Genomic DNA, 19814 nt, shown 5'->3' on the forward strand with positions numbered 1-19814 from the left:
AAATGGCCAAGGATAAACCCGCATCGACAAACCCGGCCGCCACACCCCCGGCCAGGTCGCCTGACGCCGCCGGCCTGCCACATCCCCGTCGCGATGCTGAAGACAGCGATTCCGGCGCCAAGCCGACGGCACCCAAGACCGCCGGCGCCCAGCAAGCGTCCAGATCGCCGCTCGACAGCCGTATTGCAAATCGCAATGCCGGCCGCCCTCGTCAGGCAGGCACGACGCCTCGGCCGACCGACGAATCGCTGGAGTAAAATGAAACCTAAGCTGTGGCGCGGGTATCCGCACCGCGGCGTGTGTGCAGTCAGGGTCTTCCTGCCCTGCCGACAGCGCCATACAGGTCTTGATCTCCCGTGGATCGCCGGGATCGGCAATCAATACTTTAGCGGGAAATTCGATGGTACCGTTGGCTGGGATCGAACCAGCGACCTCCGGATCCACAATCCGGCGCTCTAACCATCTGAGCTACAACGGCACGTTCGCCTGAGCCAGATCGTGGTGAAAATTCATTCTCCGAGATCCGCTCTGTCGTTCGGCGATGCGTCCAATACGGTCTATCAGAGACTAATTCAAGGCCTTTGATAAGGCAAAGCCGGTTCTGCCAACAGGCGCCGGTTTCTTCGGCAAAAGAAAAAGGCCGGCGGGAGGAGGTGCCGGCCTTTTCCTGTTACGAGCCAGCGGGAGGAGGTGCTGGCTGGTCACCCCGGAGAGCAGAGGGAGGAGGTTCCACTCGCCGGGTATTCATTTGGACAACTCTATTGCACACCTATTTGTCTGACGAAATGCGACGTTTTGATGCATCGCAGAGTTGTGCGCAATTATTAGGCGGCCTTGATGTCTTTCAGGGCCTTCTCGAAAGCGGTCTTGACCGGCTTGGAGACGTCTTCGGCAGCCTTCGAAGCAACAGCCTGGAAGTCCTTGGCCTGCTCGACCGTGGTCTCGACGCGCTTGCGCAGGAAGGCGGTCTGCAGTTCGACTACTTCCGACAGCGACTTGGCGCCGATGAGTGCCTCGAGATGCGAGAAGCCGGCTTCGGCATTGGCGCGCAGAGCGGCGATCGTCTTGAGCGACAGGTCGCTGGAAACGGTCTTGGCAGTCTCGAAGGTCGATTCCAGGACTTTCTGGGTCTCTTCGGCGCCGGTCTTCAGCTTGGAGTAGGCTTCCTTCGACTGCTCGACGCCCTTTTCGGCGAAAGCGCGGATCTGGTCGGTTGCCTTGGAAGCGTCGAAGCTCGGGAATTCGACGTTTTCGATGGTCTCAGCGGTCTTGGCCTTGGTCATTTTCCATCCTTTCGGGGTAGCGGCTTTGACAAAAAGCCGTCTCGTTCATGTATGATGGCAATATAGCGGTTTTTTTGTGCGATGCAATATCTTTGTTGCAGTGCACCATAAATTTCTTCCCATGCGTCACCCAAGAGGTTATCCAGGGACATTCCGAGACGCTGTTAACCAAGTGGCCAGAGATTCCACCTGCTTCCCGCCATGGCTTGTGGACCTTCGCCGCGCGGGCTTTTATTAACAAAGCGTTAACTGCAAATTGCCCGCCTTGTAGGTTCGCCAAGAGGGGTTCGCCAAGAGGTTTCACCGAAAGGGTCCGCCAAGCGCATGCCTTCCGAGAACTACTCTTTCCTCGATGTCGCCGTGCTTGATGCGGTTCGCCAGCGCTTCGCCGCCGGCGACGCGATCGCGATTCTGTCGGCCGACCTCGAACAGGTGATCTGGGCCAACGGCCCGGGCGCTGCGGTGTTCGGCTATCCCGATATCGAGGCCATCATCGGCGCCTCGGCTCAGCTGCCGCTGATCGCCAGGCGCCAGATCATGGCGACCGCGGGCTTCCCGCAGATCGGCAGCGACCGCGCCATTACGGTACGGCTGGCGACCGGCATCACCAGCCGCGCCGTCGGCTTCCTGGCCAGTGCGGTGACTATGCCGGACGGCGAAAGCGCCATTATGCTGGTGGTGCCGGCAGCGCAGGCCGGCTCGCGCAGTGCTGCCGACATTGCGGCCCGCGCCATCAGCGGCTTTACCGAAGACGGCCATTTCATCGCCTTTGTCGACGCCGCCGGCACTGTCGAGGCGGCTTCGGATGGCTTTGGCGCGCTCGCCATCCGGCCTGAGACGCTGGCCGCGCTTGTCGCCGACGTGGCGAGCCAGGACGACCGCATCGTCAAGCGGCTGGTTCCCGGCGGCGCCACGTCCTATCCGGCCGGCTTCGCGCGCCTGACCGAGTCCAGGCATCTGCTGGTGGTCATCGACGAGGATCAGCTCGGTGAGGAAAATCCTGTCGGCGAGCTGGATGCCGAACCTGCTGCAGCGCAGGTCGACGATGGCCCGGCGCAAGCCGCCGCGGAGAACGCGGTAACGGTGGATGCGGTGGCTGACCACCCCACCGCAAGCGGGAATCAGGGCGCCCCACTCGCGGCCGCGCCTGATGTCGGGGAGACAGGTCGGGCTGCCACCGAGCATGATGCTTCGGCGTCAACCGATACAAAGGCGGACCATCGCGAGCAGACGACCGGCCGCGAGCAGGCGGCGAATGACAGCGCGCCGGCGCAACATGATCATTGGTACTTCCATGCCGGCGAAGAGCCGCAGGCTGGCGAGCCGGACAGCCCGGCGCAGGCCGAGCCGGACTCTGTTTCCCCGGCCGAGAGTGCGCAGTTGGACTGCAGTGCCGCTGCGCCCGCCCTGCCCTCTGACGCAGCCCCACCGGCTGCGCCTCCCGCCAAACGTGAGATCGACCGCTCGGCGCCGCCGCTGCGCTTCGTCTGGCGCACCGACGCCGAGGGCAAGTTCAGCGCGCTGTCGCCGGAATTCGGCGACATTGTCGGCAAAGCCGCCGCCGACGTGATCGGCCGCCGCTTCAAGGACGTCGCGACAACTTTCGGCCTCGACGCCTCGGGCGAGATCGCGGGCCTGCTTGAACGGCGCGACACCTGGTCGGGCCGCTCGGTACTGTGGCCGGTTGCCGGCTCCGACCTGAAGATACCGGTCGATCTGGCAGCACTGCCTGTCTATGGCCGCAGCCGCGCCTTCGAAGGTTTTCGTGGTTTCGGCGTCGCCCGCGCCGGCGATGCGGTGGTCGATCCGGAAGCAATCGGCATGGCGCTGGTCCCCAATGGCGCGCCAGCGGCAGCAGCCGAGCCGGCCCCGGAACAGCCCGTGGCGGAAGCTCCCAAGGCGGCCGATCCGTTCGAGGGCGAAGTGCCGGCACTGACCATCGTGCCGAAGCAGGAACGTCGTTTTGCCGACAAGGTCATCCGGCTGGCCGAGCATCGGCAGCCCGCCAACGACAAGCAGCCGACAAGCGAGAGGGGCCTGTCGACGCTGGAGCGCAGCGCTTTCCGCGAAATCGGCGAGCGGCTGAAGAAGGACAATCCCCCGCCGGAGCAGCCGGAGACTGCCAAGCAGGCCGAACCGGCCAATCCGGATCAGGTAATGCCAGACCAGGCCAAGGCAGATGAGCCCAAGCCGGATCATGTCGAGGCGGACCAGCCTGAAACAGCCGCGCCAGCCCGACAACCCGCCGAGGTCTCGAGTCCGGACGAAGCCGGCCCGGCTGCCGCGGCTGAACCATCGGCAGCCGCACCCGAAAGCGAAACGGCTGAGGCCGAACCGCCGGAAAGCGATGCCGAGGACGAAAAGGACCTGACGCGGCTTGACGGCGAGCAGCCGGACGACGGCCTTGCGGACAGCGAAGCAGGCGAGGCGAAGGCGCCGACAGTGTCGCGCTCCCTGCTCGACTATGCCGATCCCGAACCAGGCTCCGTCACCGAAGACAGTACGGAAGCAACGTCGTCCAACGACGAACTTGCGCCGGCTTCCGAACCGGATGATACGCAAGCCCAAGAGATCGTCGAGGCCGCAGAGCCACAGCCGGTTGTTGCCGAGACGCCGGCCAATGCCGGTGAAGACGACAGCATGACGTCGGCCGACTTCCGCGATGCCGAGGACAATGAGGATTGGGCGCCGTCCGACGAGGCGACCGATTCCGCCGTGGAAGACGGGGACAAGGCCGGCGATGCGGACACAGTGCCGGCAGAACCACAGCGCCTGAAAGTGCCGCCGCTCAAGCTTGAGGGGTTCATGCCTTCGGCATTCTCGGCCGGAGATGAACACAAGGCCCCTGACACGTCGATCCTCGGCAAGCTGCCGGTGCCGCTGCTCATCCATTCGGGCGACGAGCTTCATTACGCCAATGAGGAATTCCTCGGCCTGACCGGCTATGACACGCTTGAGGACCTGAGCGACGCCGGCGGGCTCGACGCGCTGTTTGCCGATCCCTATTCAGAAATGGCCGGCGAAAGCGACCACACACTCAAACTGAAGACGCGCGAGGGCCAGGAATTTCCGATCGAAGCCATTTTGCGTTCGGTGCCGTGGCGCGCCGGCAAGGCGCTGATGCTGGTGGTGCGACGTACCGGCGACAACGAGCCGCCGATGGTTGCGCATCTCGCAGCCGAGGAGCAGACGCAGCCCGATGTCTCCGAACTCAAAGCGCGCATTGCCGAGATGCGCACCATCATCGACACCGCGACCGATGGTGTGGTGTTGATCGGCCGCGACGGCGACATCCGCTCGATCAGCCGGCCGGCCGAGGCGCTGTTCGGCTTCGACAGCGACGACGTCACCGGTAAACCGTTCGCCTCGCTGTTTGCCATCGAAAGCCAGCGCGCGGCGCGCGACTATCTGAACGGCCTGTCCGAGCCCGGCGTGGCGAGTGTGATGAACGATGGCCGCGAGGTGATCGGGCGCGAGGCGCAAGGCCGCTTCATCCCGCTGTTCATGACCATCGGCAGGCTGCCCAATGACAGCGGCTTCTGCGCCGTGGTGCGCGACATCACGCAGTGGAAGCGGGCCGAAGAGGATCTGACCCAGGCGCGCGCGGTGGCCGAGCGCGCCTCCTCGCAGAAGACCGATTTCCTCGCCCGCATCAGCCACGAGATCCGCACGCCGCTCAACGCCATTATCGGCTTTTCCGAGCTGATGGTGGACGAGAAGTTCGGCCCGGTAGCCAATGACCGCTACCGCGACTATCTCAGAGACATCAACCGCTCGGGCAACCATGTGCTCGATCTCGTCAATGACCTCCTCGACATTTCGAAGATCGAGGCCGGCCAGCAGGAAATGGACTACGAGGCGGTGTCGCTCAACGATACGCTGGCCGAGACGGTGGCGATGATGCAGCCGCAGGCCAACCGCGAGCGTGTCATCATTCGCTCCAGCTTCGCCTCGCGACTGCCGGAAGTCGTCGCCGACCTCAGAAGCGTGCGCCAGATCGCGCTCAACATCCTGTCCAACGCCATTCGCTATACGCAAGCCGGCGGACAGGTGATCGTGTCGACCGCCTATGAAACCTCCGGCGACGTTGTCATGCGGGTGCGCGATACCGGCATTGGCATGAGCCATGCCGAGATCGAGCAGGCGCTGAAGCCGTTCAAGCAGATCAATGCGCTGAAGCGCGGGCGTGGCGACGGCACCGGTCTCGGCCTGCCGCTGACCAAGGCGATGGTGGAAGCCAACCGCGCCCGCTTCACCATCACCTCGACGCCGGGCGAAGGGACGCTGGTCGAGGTCGCTTTCCCGTCGACGCGGGTGCTGGCCGAATAGGGCCGGCCATTCCCGGGCGAGAATCCCGGACAAAGAAAAGGCGTCCAACAGGACGCCTTAAATGGGATTTGCTGTCACAACGGGGCTTGAGCGAATCTGATCCTCAGGGGACGAGGAACGGGATTTCTCCCTCAAGTTACGTGCGACTATCAACGCCGGGCCTTAACAAATCCTTACCGGCCGTCCAAAAAATTTACGAATGTGTACCACTCATGAAATCTAGGTAAATTCGACCGACATATCTGGTTAACCATCCCGGCCGCGTCACTCAGCCAGCTGCGGCAGGTTCGTGAACAGCTCCAGCGCCTCTGGATTGGCCAACGCTTCCTTGTTCTTGATGGCGCGGCCATGCACCACGTCGCGCACTGCAAGCTCGGTGATCTTGCCCGATTTGGTGCGCGGAATGTCGCTGACGGCGACGATCCTTGCCGGCACGTGGCGCGGGCTGGCGCCGCTGCGGATCTTGGAACGAATGCGCTTTTCCAGATCCTCGTCCAGCGTCACGCCGGCGGCCAGCCGCACGAACAGCACGACGCGCACGTCATTGTCGAAATCCTGGCCGATGCACAGCGCCTCAAGGATTTCCGGCATCTGTTCGACCTGATTGTAGATCTCCGCCGTGCCGATGCGCACACCGCCCGGATTGAGCGTCGCGTCGGAACGGCCGTGGATGATCATGCCGCCATGCGCGGTCCATTCGGCGAAGTCGCCGTGGCACCAGACATTGTCGAAGCGCTCGAAATAGGCCGCATGGTATTTCTTGCCCTCAGGATCGTTCCAGAAGCCGATCGGCATCGACGGAAACGCCTTGGTGCAAACCAGCTCACCCTTTTGCTCGCGGATCGGCTTGCCGTCATCGTCCCATACATCGACAGCAAGGCCGAGGCCGGGACCCTGGATCTCGCCGGTCCAGACCGGTTGCGTCGGTACGCCGAGCACGAAACAGGAGACGATGTCGGTGCCGCCGGAAACCGAGGCCAGATGTACGTCCTTCTTGATGCCGTCAAAGACGAAGCGGAAATCCTCCGGCGACAACGGTGAGCCGGTCGAGGAAATCGCCCGCACACTCGACAGATCATGGCTGCGGATAGGCTTGAGCCCGGCCTTGCGCACGGAATCGATGAATTTGGCTGAGGTGCCGAAAAAGGTCATCTTCTCGGCATCGGCGAAGCTGAACAGCACATTGCCGTCGGGGTGGAAGGGTGAGCCGTCATAGAGCAGCAGCGTGGCGCCCGAGGCCAGGCCCGACACCAGCCAGTTCCACATCATCCAGCCGCAGGTGGTGAAGTAGAAGAAGCGGTCGCCTTCGATGAGTCCGGCATGCAGCCGGTGTTCCTTGACATGCTGGACCAGCGTGCCGCCGGCCGAATGGACGATGCATTTGGGAATGCCGGTGGTACCTGACGAGAACAGGATGTAGAGCGGGTGCGCGAACGGCAGCCGCTTGAACGTGACCGCTTTGGCGGTAAAGGGTAACAGCGCCTCTTCGAGCGCCACGGCCTTGTCGATGATCGCTGCGATATCGCGCGAGGTACCGAGATAGTCGACGATCAGGACCTTGCGGACGGTTTCGAGCTTCGCCGCAACGGCAGCGATCTTGTCGGCTACCTCGATTGCCTTGCCATTGTACCAATAGCCGTCCGGCGCAATGAATATGACCGGCTCGATCTGGCCGAAACGGTCGAGCACGCCCTGCTCGCCGAAATCGGGGGAACAGGACGACCAGACCGCGCCGATGGAGGCGGCCGCCAGCATGGCGGCGACGGTTTCCGGCATGTTGGGCATCATCGCCGCGATGCGGTCGCCCTTTTTAACCTTGAGCGACAGGAAAAGCTGCTGAAAGCGCGAGGTCAGCTGGTGCAGTTCGCTCCACGACAGCCGCCGCTCGATCTTGTCCTCGCCGCGAAAGACGATCGCGTCACCGGAACCGGTCTTCTTCAGCAGGTTCTCGGCGAAGTTCAGCGTCGCTTCGGGAAAGAACGATGCGCCGGGCATCTTGTCGCCATCGACGAGCACGGGCTCGCCCGCATCGGTCCCTTTGTCGCCGACAATGCCGCAAAAGTCCCACAGCAGGCTCCAGAAGCCCTCGCGATCCTCGACCGACCAGCGGTGCAGTTCGGCGTAGGAGGCGAAGGATGTGCCGCTTTTGGCCGCTGCTGACTTCATGAACGCGGTCAGTGGTGCTGCGTCGATCTGGTCTTGCGTCGGAGTCCAGAGCGGTGCTTCGGCAGCCATGATCGATCCTCCTTGAAGCCCGTCGCGTCGCAAGATAGATATGCTTTTGTTTGATGCACGTCGTTGTCCCGGAACCGCTGCACTCTTCCGGGCGACATGCACTAGCCTCAGCTTTACAGGCGCCGCTGTCCCAAAAACGCCGCGCCTCGTAACAGGCTGAAGCTGCATCGCTTATGCCTACCACCGTGCGGCAGAGCAAGATTTTGTTCCGCTAAACTCGGCCATATGTGCGCAATTGCCATCGCCGGGCCATAAAGACTTGAAATGCCTCAGCCCTAAGTCGTAGTGACGGCTGGAAGGCGTGGTGACGACTGGCGGTTACACCCGTCAGGCGTTTATCGGAATGAAAGCAACCGGGGCAATATGCCATCACCTTTGATCCGGCGCGGAATATGGGCGATCGGCGTTGCCGTGCTCGTCATCGCGCTGGTCGTCGCCGCTCTGCCGCTGTTTGCCTCGACCCGGATCGTGCGCGATCGCATCGCCTGGGAGATGAGCGCGTGGAGCGGTTTCAGGGTCACCATCGCCGGTTCGCCGCGCATCGAGGTGTGGCCGAAGTTCCGCGCCATATTGAGCGACGTCACGCTGTCCCAGTGGACCGAGACCGACGCGCCGCCGGTGATCGAGGCCGAACGGGTCGAGGTCGACCTTTCGGCCATGGCGGCGCTGCAGGGCGATGTGGTGTTTTCGACGGCGCGGCTGGTGCGGCCGACGATCCGGGTCCAGCGCGCCGCAAACGGCATATTCCTGCCCGCCATACCAACGGGCGGACGCATCACCCGCTCCATCGACACGGCGCGCGGCGTGGTCAACGCCGATCCGACGAAGCCGGATCTGAGCAAGCTGCCCGCCGATCCGTTCGGCACCGTGGAATTCAGGGACGGCCGCATGGTCGCCTCCGTCGGCGGCAAGGACGTCGAATTGCTGACCAGCCTGTCCGGCCAGGCGAGCTGGGCAGCGATGAACAGCAACGCGACCTTGTCGGCGACCGGAATCTGGCGCGGCGAGAGCGTCACCGTCGATGCCGCCTCGCCCAAGCCGCTGGTGCTGTTTGCCGGCGGCGCCGCACCGGTCACGTTTTCGTTCAAGGCAGCGCCGGCCAGCTTCTCGTTCGACGGCACGGCCAGCATGTCGCAAAACGCCTATTTCGATGGCCAGGCGAAATTCGCCGCGCCCTCGCTGCGGCGCGTGCTGGAATGGTCGCAGGCCGGCATTGCTCCTGGTACGGCGATCGGTTCGGTCTCGATTTCGAGCAAGATCACGGCGACCGCCGGCCGCGTCAAATTCGAAAACACCGCGGTGACGCTCGACAACAACCCGGGAATGGGGGCGCTGGATTTTTCGTTCGGCGACGCCTTGCCGGTGATATCAGGCACACTCGCCTTCGATACGCTCGACCTCAGGTCGCTGTTTTCGGCCTTCACGCCGCTGGCGCCGACCGGCGAGACCGGTCCCGGCGAAATCGACACCAGCTTCGCCGACCGGATCAATCTCGATCTGAGGCTGTCAGCGGCACATGCCTCGGCCGGCGCAATCCAGCTTGCCGACGTCGCCGCTACGGCGCAGGTGAAGAACGGGCTTGCCGTCTTCGATATCTCCGATGCGTCGGCCTTTGGCGGCAACGTGCAAAGTAGCCTGCGTTTCGACCGCAAACCGGAGGGCTCGCAGGTCGAGATCCGGCTGCTCGCCTCCGACATTGACGGCGCCGCTTTCGGCACCGCAGCCGGAATGACGCGGCTGGTGCCGGCCAGCACCGGCTCTGTCTCGGTCATTCTCAAAGGGCCGGGCAAATCCTGGGACTCGATCTTCGAGAACGCGGACGGCTCGGTCTCTGCGACGTTCGGGCCGGGCGCGCTGAGCGGGCTCAATTTGCCGGCATTTCTGAAGCACACGGAACAGGGCGGCTTCTTCGCGCTCGACGACGTCTCGGACGGGACACTGCCGATGGACGGCGCCGAGCTCAAGGCCACCATCTCGAAGGGTGTGGCAAGGCTGGACAAGGCCGAGGCCAATTCGGCGAAATACAAGGTCTGGCTGTCCGGCATCGCCTCTTACGGCGGACGCGGGCTGGCGCTTTCGGGGGGTGTCACCCAGGCCGACCCGGCAGCGGCACCGGTCAATGGCCAGGAGGGATCCAACCAGTCGTCATTCTTCGTCGGCGGCACCTGGAGCACGCCGTTCATCTCGCCGATCAGCCGCGGCGTCTCAGGCGAATAGCCGGACCCTTACCGGGACCGCCCTATCCCTCGTTTGACGCAATCAACCGCGCTGCGCGGCCTGTTCGTCGAGCTGGCGCTGCACCTCACGCCGCTTGTTGGCGACCGAAGCGATAATGACGCCTACCGCCACGACGGCGATCAGGATGGTGCAGGCGGCGTTGATTTCCGGCGTCACGCCGAGACGCACCTGGCTGTAGATCTTCATCGGCAGCGTGGTGGCGCCAGGCCCGGAGGTGAAGGAGGCGATGACCAGGTCGTCAAGCGACAGGGTGAAGGCCAGCATCCAGCCGGAGACGATGGCCGGCATGATGACCGGCAGCGTGATCTGAAAGAAGGTCTTTACCGGCGTTGCGCCGAGGTCCAAGGCAGCTTCTTCCAGCGAACGATCGAACGACACCAGGCGCGACTGCACGACGACGGCCACGAAGCACATGGTCAAGGTGATGTGAGCAAGCGTCACGGTCAGGAAGCCACGGTCGAGACCGACGGCGACGAACAGCAGCAGCAGCGACAGGCCGGTGATGACTTCCGGCATGACCAGCGGCGCAAACACCATGCCGGAAAACAGGATGCGGCCGCGGAAGCGGGTGTAGCGGGTCAAGGTCAGTGCCGCCAGCGTGCCGAGCACGGTTGCCACAGTGGCGGAGATGACACCCACACGCGCGGTCACCCAGGTGGCGTCCATCAGCCCCTGATTGTGGAACAGCGAGGCATACCATTTGGTCGAGAAGCCGCCCCAGACGGTGACCAGCTTCGACTCGTTGAAGGAGAAGACGATGAGCAGCACGATCGGCAGATAGAGAAAGGCAAAGCCCAGCACGACCGAGGTGACGTTGAAGCGGCTCCAGGTGGCGTTCATTTGTCCTGCTCCTGGGCGCGTGCCTGGGCCTGCTGGAAGAGCATGATCGGCACGATCAGGAGCAGCAGCAGGATGACGGCGACGGCCGACGACACCGGCCAGTCACGGTTGGCGAAGAATTCATTCCACAAGGTCTTGCCGATCATCAGCGTCTGCGAGCCGCCGAGCAGATCGGGAATGACGAACTCGCCAACCGCTGGAATGAACACCAGCAGGCAGCCGGCGATGACCCCGGGCAGCGACAGCGGGAAGGTGATCTTCCAGAAGGCTGATGTCGGCGGGCAGCCGAGATCCTTTGCCGCCTCGATCAGCGAGTAATCCATCTTTTCCAGCGACGAATAGAGCGGCAGCACCATGAATGGCAGGTAGGAATAGACGATGCCGATAAAGATCGCCGTGTAAGTGTTGAGGATGATCAGTGGCTGATTGATGATGTGCAGCGACAACAGCAGCTGATTGAGCAGACCCTCGGGCTTGAGGATGCCGATCCAGGCATAGACGCGGATCAGGAACGACGTCCAGAACGGCAGGATTACCAGCATCAGCAAGGTCGGACGGATCGTCGCCGGCGCGCGGGCCATGCCGTAGGCGATCGGGAAGCCGACGAGCAAGGTCAGGATCGTCGAGACAGCAGCGATGACAACGCTGGTCACGTAGGCTTTGAAGTAAAGCGCGTCCTGCGTTAGCCAGACATAATTGTCGACGCTGAGTTCGCGGAAGCGGACAAAGAACCCGGATATGCCGTCCCTGAAATCGAGCGCCGGCGTGTAGGGCGGCATGGCGATCGCCGACTGCGACAGCGAAATCTTGAAGACGATGATGAACGGGATGAAGAAGAAGAACAGCAGCCAGAGATAAGGCACGATGATGACGAGCCGGCTGACGAAGCCGGCACCGAGCCGCGTCAGGAACGGTTTGGCCGCGGCCGATGGACCGGCGTCAGTGAGTGCAATGTTGGACATGGCCGCCCCCTACCGTGTCAGCACGACGCCGGCATCCGGCCGGAAGGAGACCCAGGCGCGGTCGTTCCAGGTCAGCGGGTCGTCGATGACGCGTGCAGCGTTGAGCGCGCTTGCCCTGATGATCTGGCCGTCATCCAGCCTGATGTGGTAGACGGTCATGTCGCCGAGATAGGCGACGTCGTAGACCTCGCCCTCAAGCGCATTGACGGCGTCGGCCGGTTTCGTCGACGACACCTTGATCTTCTCCGGCCTGATGGCGAAGACGATGTCGGAACCGGCCTTTGTATCGGTGCTGTTTTCGACGACGATCTGGGCCCCTGTCGCGCCGGTGATGCGCGTGGTGTTTGCCGCACGCTCGGCGACCTTGCCCTCGAACATGTTCACATTGCCGACGAAGTGGGCAACGAAGCGCGAACTGGGGGCTTCATAGACTTCCGCCGGCGTCGCCACCTGCATCACCTCGCCCTTGTCGATGATGGCGATGCGGTCGGCCATGGTCATCGCCTCTTCCTGGTCGTGGGTAACGACGACGAAGGTAAGGCCGAGATTTTGCTGCAGGTCCATCAGCTCGAACTGAGTTTCCTCGCGCAGCTTCTTGTCAAGCGCGCCGAGCGGCTCATCGAGCAGCAAGACTTTTGGCCGCTTGGCAACCGAGCGGGCGAGCGCGACGCGCTGGCGCTGGCCGCCCGACAATTGGTGCGGCTTGCGCTTGGCGAACTGCTCTAGCTTCACCAGCTTCAGCATCTCGGCGACGCGCTTTTCGATATCCGGTCCCGGCATGCCTTCCTGCTTGAGGCCGAAGGCAATGTTCTTTTCCACGCTCATATGCGGGAACAGCGCATAGGACTGGAACATCATGTTGACCGGGCGGCGATAGGGCGGGATGCCGCGCAAATCCTGGCCGTCGAGAAGGATACGGCCGGCGGTCGGCTCCTCGAAGCCGGCAAGCATCCGCAGCAACGTCGACTTTCCGCAGCCCGACGCGCCGAGCAGGGCGAAGAACTCGCGCTCGAAAATGGTCAGCGACAGATTGTTGACGGCGGTGAAGTCACCGAACTTCTTGGTGACGTTCTCGAATTGGATATATGGCTTGGCGTTCGGGTCGTTCCATGGCGCGAAATCCCTGCGGATGCTGCCAAGCGATTTCATGTCCCACTCCGTCCTATTTTTTTGCTTCTCGCCCCAGAGAAGAATGGTCCCGGCAGGTGGCTGCCGGGACCATGTCGCATTGCTTACTGGCCGGTGACGATCTTGGTCCAGCTGCGCGTGATCAGGCGCTGGGTCTTGGGATCGTAGGGCTGGACCGTATAGAGCTTTTTCAAGGTCTCGGCGTCCGGATAGACCGCCGGATCATCCAGCAGCGCCTTGTCGACGAACTGCTGCGAAGCCTTGTTGCCGTTGGCATACAGCACATAGTTGGACGACTTGGCGATCACTTCCGGCTTCATCATGTAGTTGAGAAATTCGAGTGCCTCGGCGGCATGCGGCGCATCGGCGGGAATCGCCATCTGGTCGAACCACATCTGGGCGCCTTCCTTGGGCACGGAATAGCCGATCTCGACGCCTTGCTTGGCCTCGACCGCGCGGTTGCGTGCCTGGAAGACGTCACCCGACCAGCCGACCGCCAGGCAGATGTCGCCGTTGGCGAGCGCGTTGATGTATTCGGACGAATGGAATTTGCGGATATACGGCCGCACCTTCAGCAACGTCTCCTCGGCCTTTGCGATGTCGTCAGGTGAGGTGCTGTTCGGATCGAGGCCGAGATATTTGAGCGCCGCCGGGATGATGTCGGCCGGCGAGTCCAGCACATAGACGCCGCAGTCCTTCAGCTTGGCCAGGCTGTTGGGATTGAAGAACACATCCCAGCTGTCGATCTTGTCGGTGCCGAGTGCAGCCTGCACCTTCTTGATGTTGTAGCCGATGCCGACGGTGCCCCACATGTAATTGATCGAGTATTCATTGCCCGGATCGTATTTGGCGGTGCGCTCCGAAACCGTGTCCCACATGTTGGACATGTTGGGCAGCTTCGACTTGTCGAGCTTCTGGAACACGCCGGCCTGGATCTGGCGGGCCAGGAAGTTGCCGCTGGGCACGACGACGTCATAGCCGCTGCCGCCGGCAAGCAGCTTGGTTTCGAGGATTTCATTGGAATCGAAGGTGTCGTAGACGACCTTGATGCCGGTCTCCTTGGTGAAGTCGTCAATGATCGAACTGTCGATGTAATCCGACCAGTTGAAGACGTTGACGACGCGATCCTCGGCATGGCCGCCGACGGCGAAAAGCGTCAGAAATGCCGAGGTTGCCGAAAGCCAGAGCGCTTTGCGGATCATGCTGTTCTCCTTTGATGAGTGTTCCTTCGCCAAGTCGTCGCCGTTCGAGCGCGATTGGGCATTTGCTTCAGAGTATTGAGCTTTCCGGGCAGCCACAAGCATGAACTGCCAGCGCCGTCCGGGCGGTTCGGCGAGCGGCAGATGATGGCTCTGTGTGCCCGCATGGCGGGCGCGCTGACGCAGTCAGAGGCTTTCGCCGTGGCGCGGGCAGGGATACGACGCTGTGGTCCGGTCTTGGTCCGACCGGCGGGGACACTTGGCAAGATAAGCCTGTCTTGTTGTTGCCGTGCCCCCAGCCTGCCCGTGCCGCAGCAAGGTTGTCAATGGCCCGCGCGGGGAAGCTCGGTCGATAGGGCGTGCGGCTTCGTTAATTAGGAAAGACGAGCCTAATAGGGAAAGACGTTCTCAACCAAGGGAAAGGCGGGTCAATTAGGGGATGGCAGGCCGGTGGTCCCCGGCCGTGCAGGCCTCGCCTGGCGCTTGAATTCAAGCCCGATATGGACGAGCAGCGCGGCGACCACCACCGCGCCGCCGATGATGGTGCGCACCGAGGGCACCTCGCCATGAACGAGCCAGACCCAGATCGGTCCGAGGATCGGCTCGAACGTGCCGAGGAGTGCTGCGATCGCCGCCGGAACCAGCCTCGCGCCGGTGGCGAAGAAGGCAAGGCCGAGGCCGAGATTGATGACGCCGAAGGCAAACAGGAAAGCCACGTCGTGGGCCGACGTGGCAAACTGCGTGGCTTGCGATGCGGCGAAAGCCGCTGCCAGCATCGTGCCGAGGCACGTCGCCGGAGTCATTCGCACATGGGCGAAGCGCCGGGTGATGACGGTGGCAATCGAGAACATGACGGCGATCAGCAGCGACAGCCCGTCGCCGATGGGCGATACGGCGCCGTCGAGCGATTCCGACACCATGATGGCGACGCCGGCGATGACGGCGGCGATCGCCACCCAGGTCGCGACGGCGACGCTTTCACGAAATAGCACCCAGGCAAGCAATGCCGCCAGCAGCGGCACACCGGCCTGCATCAACAGGATATTGGCAACGGTGGTGTAGGCGAGCGCGACAACGAAGCACGTCGACGCCGTGGCGAAACAGACGGCCACGGCAAGGCCGGGCAGGCCCATGTCGCGAAACAGCCGCAACATGCCGCGCCAGCCGTCGCGCCAGGCCATGAAGCAAATCAGGAACACAGCCGCCCACAGCGATCGCCAGAACACCACCGTCCAACTGTCAGCGGTGTCGATGAAGCGGGCGATGGTGCCGCCAAAGCTCCACATCAGCGCCGACAGGAACACCAGCAGCAAGCCGACCCGCTCTTCGCGCGGCGAGACGATCGGCGGTGCGGCGATTGGAGAAGATGCGGTATCGGTCATGGGGTGCGACTGTCGGCTATCTCGGGGCGGCATGATGCACAATGGACGACAGAAACGTGCCGTATTCGCCTAGCGCATAGGCTACCCCCGGACGTGATCCAGCCCGGCATTCCCTTTGGCGCACCGCCAACCGGCAGCCATACGGGCGAACACCGCCGTTTCTAGGACGTGCTCTTGTTGCCGCGGATAAAGCGCCAAAGACCGGCCAACGGTACCAGCAGCAGAATGCCGAACTTTTTCAGGGCGATGACCGCGACCGCAATCAGGCCGGCCTTTGCCGCGAGTTTTCCGGCGATGAGGCCGCCAATGCCAACTGCGGCGACCGTGTCGGTGCCGGGCAGAAAATCGGTGTATTTCTTGCCGGTGTTGAAGTCCGCCACGCCCAGCACTTCGTCCAGGCTCTGCTTGATCTCCGGTAATTGTTCAACCGTAGCGATGTAGCTCATCACGAAGACGCCTTCCCGGCCGAGGAAACGGACGTCGTAATTGAGCGTGTGGACGGTATCGTCTCCGAACTGCAGTTCCTTGGCCCAGTGCAGCCGCTTGTGGACGAAATCATAGACCGGCGGCGAGGCCCAGCCGATCAGCTTGATCGGGGGAAAGCCGTCCTTTACCCGCTGATCGTTGGCCGACAATGTGTCCGCCTGCATGCTGCTCAGCAGTTCGGTGTAGTCGATGGATGCGGCGTCGGCGTCATCGACATGGCCGATCTTTTCATAGCGCAATTCGATGCCCCAACCGTTGCCGGCGATGGGCTCGTACTTGGCCGGGAAGATCATGCCGATTGCTTCGGACGCGGTATCAGGCGGATTGCCCCAGGCCTCGGTCAGGACGGACGTCGCGTCCTTCTTGCCCAGAAAATAGAACTTGTCCTTGAGATCGAGATGGATGCCTTCGGGAAGGTCGACCGCGCCGGTCTTTGGATCGATTTTGTCCAGGAATGCCTTGCCGTCGTCACTATACTGTTGATAGTCCTTGAAGAATTCCGAGGATTTTTCTGCCAGAACAGGCCCCGCCAAAAGGGCAAGCGCCACGCCAAGCCACAAAGCTTTCCTGTTCATAAGCCGTCCCCCCTTGGCTGCCCTGCAGCTCACTTTCGATAGCGCAGCGCCGATGCTTAATCAATATTCGGTTCGGCGATGGTTCGGGCCGCGCTGTATTGCTTAGCGCAAACAGCTGCAGTCTTCCGCGACCTCCAGCCCGAGAAGCATCACTGGAAATCGAAGGCGCTCAGGCCCGTCACCATCTCGTCGAGGCCCAGCGGACGGGTCACCGGCGGCTCGGCGCGGGCGAGGCAGCCGATGCGTTCGCACAGCCGGCAAGCGGGACCGACCGGCGTGGCGGCGCCCTGTCCGGCCTTTGCCGGCAGCCCGGCGCCATAGACGATCTCGTCGCGAAAGCCGATATCGCAGCCCAACAGCAGCGCGGTGCGGCGCGGGCGCTCGGAGAACGAACCCTGCGGCCCCTCGAGCGTGCGTGCGATGCAGAGGAACTCGGCGCCGTCGGGCATTTCCACCGCCTCGACCAGTATCTGGCCAGGCGAAGCGAAAGCGGCATGGACCGGCAGTTTCGGGCAGCCGCCGCCAAAGCGGCTTTGCGGAAAGCCCCGGCCGCCGGCCTTGCGGAAGCGGTTGCCGGCATTGTCGACCTCGAGCATGAAGAACGGGACCCCGGACAAGCCAGGACGCTGCAGCATGGTCAGGCGGTTCGCCGCCTGTTCGAAGGAGACGCCGAAACGCGAGCGCAGCACATCGATGTCGTAACGAGCCCGCACGGCGGCGGCATGAAAGGCCTGATAGGGCATCATCAAGGCATTGGCGGCGTAGCGGCCGAACTCGAAGCGGGCGAGCCGGCGGGCTTCGTCCGTACCGAGCTTCAGCGCCCGAATTTCGCCGGCGACAGCGACCGTCATGCGGATCAGGCAGGCCTCCATGGCGACTTCGCGCAACTGGTCGAACGGCGACAGCCGCTCCGATAGAAAAAGACGCTGCGAATGACGGTCATAACGGCGGCGCCAGTTCGGCATGGTGGCCACCGGCAGCACCTTGACGACGATGCCATACTCGCGCTTCAGCCACGCCTTCAGCGCGCCGAACAGATCGTCGCCGGGGTCGAGCACCGAGGTGAAGGCCTCGGCCTCTTCCTCCAGTGCTGCAAAATGGTTCGGCCGGCGCTCGAAAATCTCGTGCACTTCGTCGATCGGCAGCCGCGCACCGGACAGCGCCGTGGCGCGGCCCTCGCGCGCCAGAAGCTCGTTGAGATCGGACAGCCGCTCGGCCTGCTCGCGGTAAGCGCGAAACAGTTTTATCATCGCAGCCGATGCGTTGGGGGCGGCCTCGGCCAGTTCGATCAGTTCCTGGTCGCCCGGCAGCTCACCGGCAAGCAGCGGGTCGCCGAACACTTCCTTCAAGGCCGAGATCGACCCTCTCGCCTCATCCTGCAATTCATGCGGGTCGACCTTGTAGACGGAGGCCAGCTTCAGGATCAGCTGCACCGTCAGCGGCCGCTGGTTGCGCTCGATCAGGTTGAGATAGGACGGCGAGATGCCGAGCCCCTCGGCCATCGCCGTCTGGGTCAGGCCTTTGGCGATGCGGATGCGGCGGATGCGCGGCCCGGCGAATATCTTCTGGTCGGCCATCGGCTTTCCTTGACAGGAATTTACACGACTTGCGAGCGATGAACGGCGCACCATCTTTTTACAATCATGACAGATTTACAGCGGCAAGCAGTCAAACACAACACAGGTTTTCTCTTATTTTCTACCGGAAATAGCGGTTTCCCTCGCTCTCGTCGCGGCGCAATGTAAATGATGTCACACACAGACGACGCACACTATCCCAGGGCGCGGCGTTTCAAGACACTGGCATCGATTGATCTGGAGTGACCAATGACTGATTTTTACAATCTTGTCCCATCCGCGCCCGAAGGCCGCTTCGACGGCATCGAACGAGCCTATTCGCCGGACGATGTGAAGCGGCTGCGCGGGTCGGTCCAGATACGCCAGAGTCTTGCCGAAATGGGCGCCAACCGGCTGTGGAAGCTCATCCACGAGGAAGACTTCGTCAATGCACTCGGCGCCATGTCGGGCAACCAGGCGATGCAGCAGGTGCGTGCCGGGCTGAAGGCAATCTATCTCTCGGGCTGGCAGGTCGCCGCCGACGCCAACACCGCGTCGGCCATGTATCCGGACCAGTCGCTCTATCCCGCCAATGCGGCGCCCGAACTGGTCAAGCGCATCAACCGCACGCTGCAGCGCGCCGATCAGATCGAGACCTCGGAAGGCAACGGCCGGTCGGTCGACACCTGGTTCGCGCCGATCGTCGCCGATGCCGAGGCCGGCTTCGGCGGACCGCTCAACGCCTTCGAGATCATGAAGGCGTTCATCGAGGCGGGCGCTGCCGGCGTCCACTATGAGGACCAGCTGGCCTCTGAGAAGAAGTGCGGCCATCTCGGCGGCAAAGTGCTGATCCCGACCGCCGCGCATATCCGCAACCTCAACGCGGCGCGTCTGGCGGCCGACGTGATGGGCACGCCGACGCTAGTCGTGGCACGCACCGATGCGGAAGCGGCAAAGCTTCTGACCTCCGACATTGACGAGCGCGACCAGCCTTTCGTCGACTACGATGCCGGCCGCACGGTTGAAGGCTTCTACCAGGTCAGGAACGGCATCGAACCGTGCATCGCGCGCGCCGTTGCCTATGCGCCGCATGCCGACCTGATCTGGTGCGAAACATCCAGGCCCGATCTGGCGCAGGCCAAGAAATTCGCCGAAGGCGTGCGCAGGCATCATCCGGGCAAGCTGCTCGCCTATAATTGCTCGCCGTCGTTCAACTGGAAGAAGAACCTCGACGACGCGACGATCGCCAAGTTCCAGCGCGAGCTCGGCGCCATGGGCTACAAGTTCCAGTTCATCACGTTGGCCGGGTTCCACCAGCTCAATTTCGGCATGTTCGAGCTGGCCCGCGGCTACAAGGCGCGGCAGATGGCCGCCTATTCCGAGCTGCAGGAAGCCGAGTTCGCGGCCGAAGTCCACGGCTACACCGCGACCAAGCACCAGCGCGAGGTCGGCACCGGCTATTTCGACGCCGTCTCAATGGCGATCAGCGGCGGCCAGTCCTCGACCGCCGCCATGCATGAATCGACCGAGCACGCCCAGTTCAAGCCGGCAGCGGAATGAACCGATCGACATAACCAACAGAGGAAACGCCCGAAGGGCAA

Annotated in this window: 13 protein-coding genes and 1 tRNA gene; 4 read left to right on the forward strand and 10 right to left on the reverse strand. The window is 62.9% G+C overall.

The features are described from left to right. The first annotated feature begins 2 nt into the window (after positions 1-2). Positions 3-257: a hypothetical protein gene (locus NKJ80_RS25860; RefSeq protein WP_352498561.1), complete on the forward strand. Its 255-nt coding sequence runs from the start codon at positions 3-5 to the stop codon at positions 255-257. Positions 258-401: 144 nt separating this feature from the next. Here NKJ80_RS25860 and NKJ80_RS25865 read toward each other — a convergent pair. Together NKJ80_RS25865 and NKJ80_RS25870 are read right to left on the reverse strand one after the other, a co-directional pair. Next, positions 402-478: transfer RNA gene (locus NKJ80_RS25865), tRNA-His, on the reverse strand. Between the two features lie 346 nt (positions 479-824). Beyond that, positions 825-1283, reverse strand: a complete 459-nt coding sequence (locus NKJ80_RS25870; protein WP_023669330.1) for a phasin — start codon at positions 1281-1283, stop codon at positions 825-827. Positions 1284-1607: 324 nt separating this feature from the next. Between NKJ80_RS25870 and NKJ80_RS25875 the strand changes: the two genes are divergently transcribed. Then, on the forward strand, positions 1608-5612 hold the full coding sequence (locus NKJ80_RS25875; protein WP_352498562.1) for a PAS domain S-box protein: 4005 nt from the start codon (positions 1608-1610) through the stop codon (positions 5610-5612). A gap of 264 nt (positions 5613-5876) precedes the next feature. Here the strand turns inward: NKJ80_RS25875 and NKJ80_RS25880 are convergent, their stop codons facing one another. Then, positions 5877-7847: an acetoacetate--CoA ligase gene (locus tag NKJ80_RS25880; RefSeq protein ID WP_352498563.1), complete on the reverse strand. Its 1971-nt coding sequence runs from the start codon at positions 7845-7847 to the stop codon at positions 5877-5879. Positions 7848-8210: 363 nt separating this feature from the next. Here NKJ80_RS25880 and NKJ80_RS25885 point away from each other — a divergent pair, with 363 nt between their 5' ends. Further along, positions 8211-10064: an AsmA family protein gene (locus NKJ80_RS25885; RefSeq protein WP_352498564.1), complete on the forward strand. Its 1854-nt coding sequence runs from the start codon at positions 8211-8213 to the stop codon at positions 10062-10064. 42 nt (positions 10065-10106) lie between these two features. On the opposite strand, the gene NKJ80_RS25890 is transcribed toward NKJ80_RS25885, so the two are convergent. The 7 genes from NKJ80_RS25890 to NKJ80_RS25920 all read right to left on the reverse strand — a co-directional run bounded on the left by NKJ80_RS25890 (position 10107) and on the right by NKJ80_RS25920 (position 18234). Next, positions 10107-10925 carry an ABC transporter permease gene (locus NKJ80_RS25890; RefSeq protein WP_023669326.1) on the reverse strand — a complete coding sequence of 273 codons (819 nt, stop codon included), beginning with the start codon at positions 10923-10925 and terminating at the stop codon, positions 10107-10109. Beyond that, positions 10922-11887 (reverse strand): ABC transporter permease subunit, encoded by a 966-nt coding sequence (locus tag NKJ80_RS25895; RefSeq protein ID WP_352498565.1) that lies wholly within the window; start codon positions 11885-11887, stop codon positions 10922-10924. The genes NKJ80_RS25890 and NKJ80_RS25895 overlap by 4 nt, the downstream gene beginning before the upstream one ends. 9 nt (positions 11888-11896) lie before the next feature. After that, a complete protein-coding gene (locus NKJ80_RS25900) occupies positions 11897-13036 on the reverse strand; it encodes an ABC transporter ATP-binding protein (protein ID WP_352498566.1) in 1140 nt (379 codons plus the stop codon). 83 nt (positions 13037-13119) lie between these two features. Then, positions 13120-14217, reverse strand: a complete 1098-nt coding sequence (locus NKJ80_RS25905) for a polyamine ABC transporter substrate-binding protein (protein ID WP_352498567.1) — start codon at positions 14215-14217, stop codon at positions 13120-13122. A 425-nt stretch (positions 14218-14642) separates the two neighbouring features. Further along, a complete protein-coding gene (locus NKJ80_RS25910; RefSeq protein ID WP_352498568.1) occupies positions 14643-15596 on the reverse strand; it encodes a DMT family transporter in 954 nt (317 codons plus the stop codon). Between the two features lie 161 nt (positions 15597-15757). Beyond that, complete coding sequence (locus NKJ80_RS25915) at positions 15758-16657, reverse strand: DUF2167 domain-containing protein (RefSeq protein ID WP_352498569.1); 900 nt, start codon at positions 16655-16657, stop codon at positions 15758-15760. Between the two features lie 149 nt (positions 16658-16806). Then, positions 16807-18234 carry a helix-turn-helix domain-containing protein gene (locus tag NKJ80_RS25920; RefSeq protein ID WP_352498570.1) on the reverse strand — a complete coding sequence of 476 codons (1428 nt, stop codon included), beginning with the start codon at positions 18232-18234 and terminating at the stop codon, positions 16807-16809. A gap of 249 nt (positions 18235-18483) precedes the next feature. Between NKJ80_RS25920 and aceA the strand changes: the two genes are divergently transcribed. Next, on the forward strand, positions 18484-19773 hold the full coding sequence (gene aceA / locus NKJ80_RS25925; RefSeq protein ID WP_352498571.1) for an isocitrate lyase: 1290 nt from the start codon (positions 18484-18486) through the stop codon (positions 19771-19773). Positions 19774-19814 lie beyond the last annotated feature (41 nt).

The sequence above is a fragment of the Mesorhizobium sp. M0030 genome (genome assembly GCF_040323695.1).
GTDB lineage: Bacteria > Pseudomonadota > Alphaproteobacteria > Rhizobiales > Rhizobiaceae > Mesorhizobium.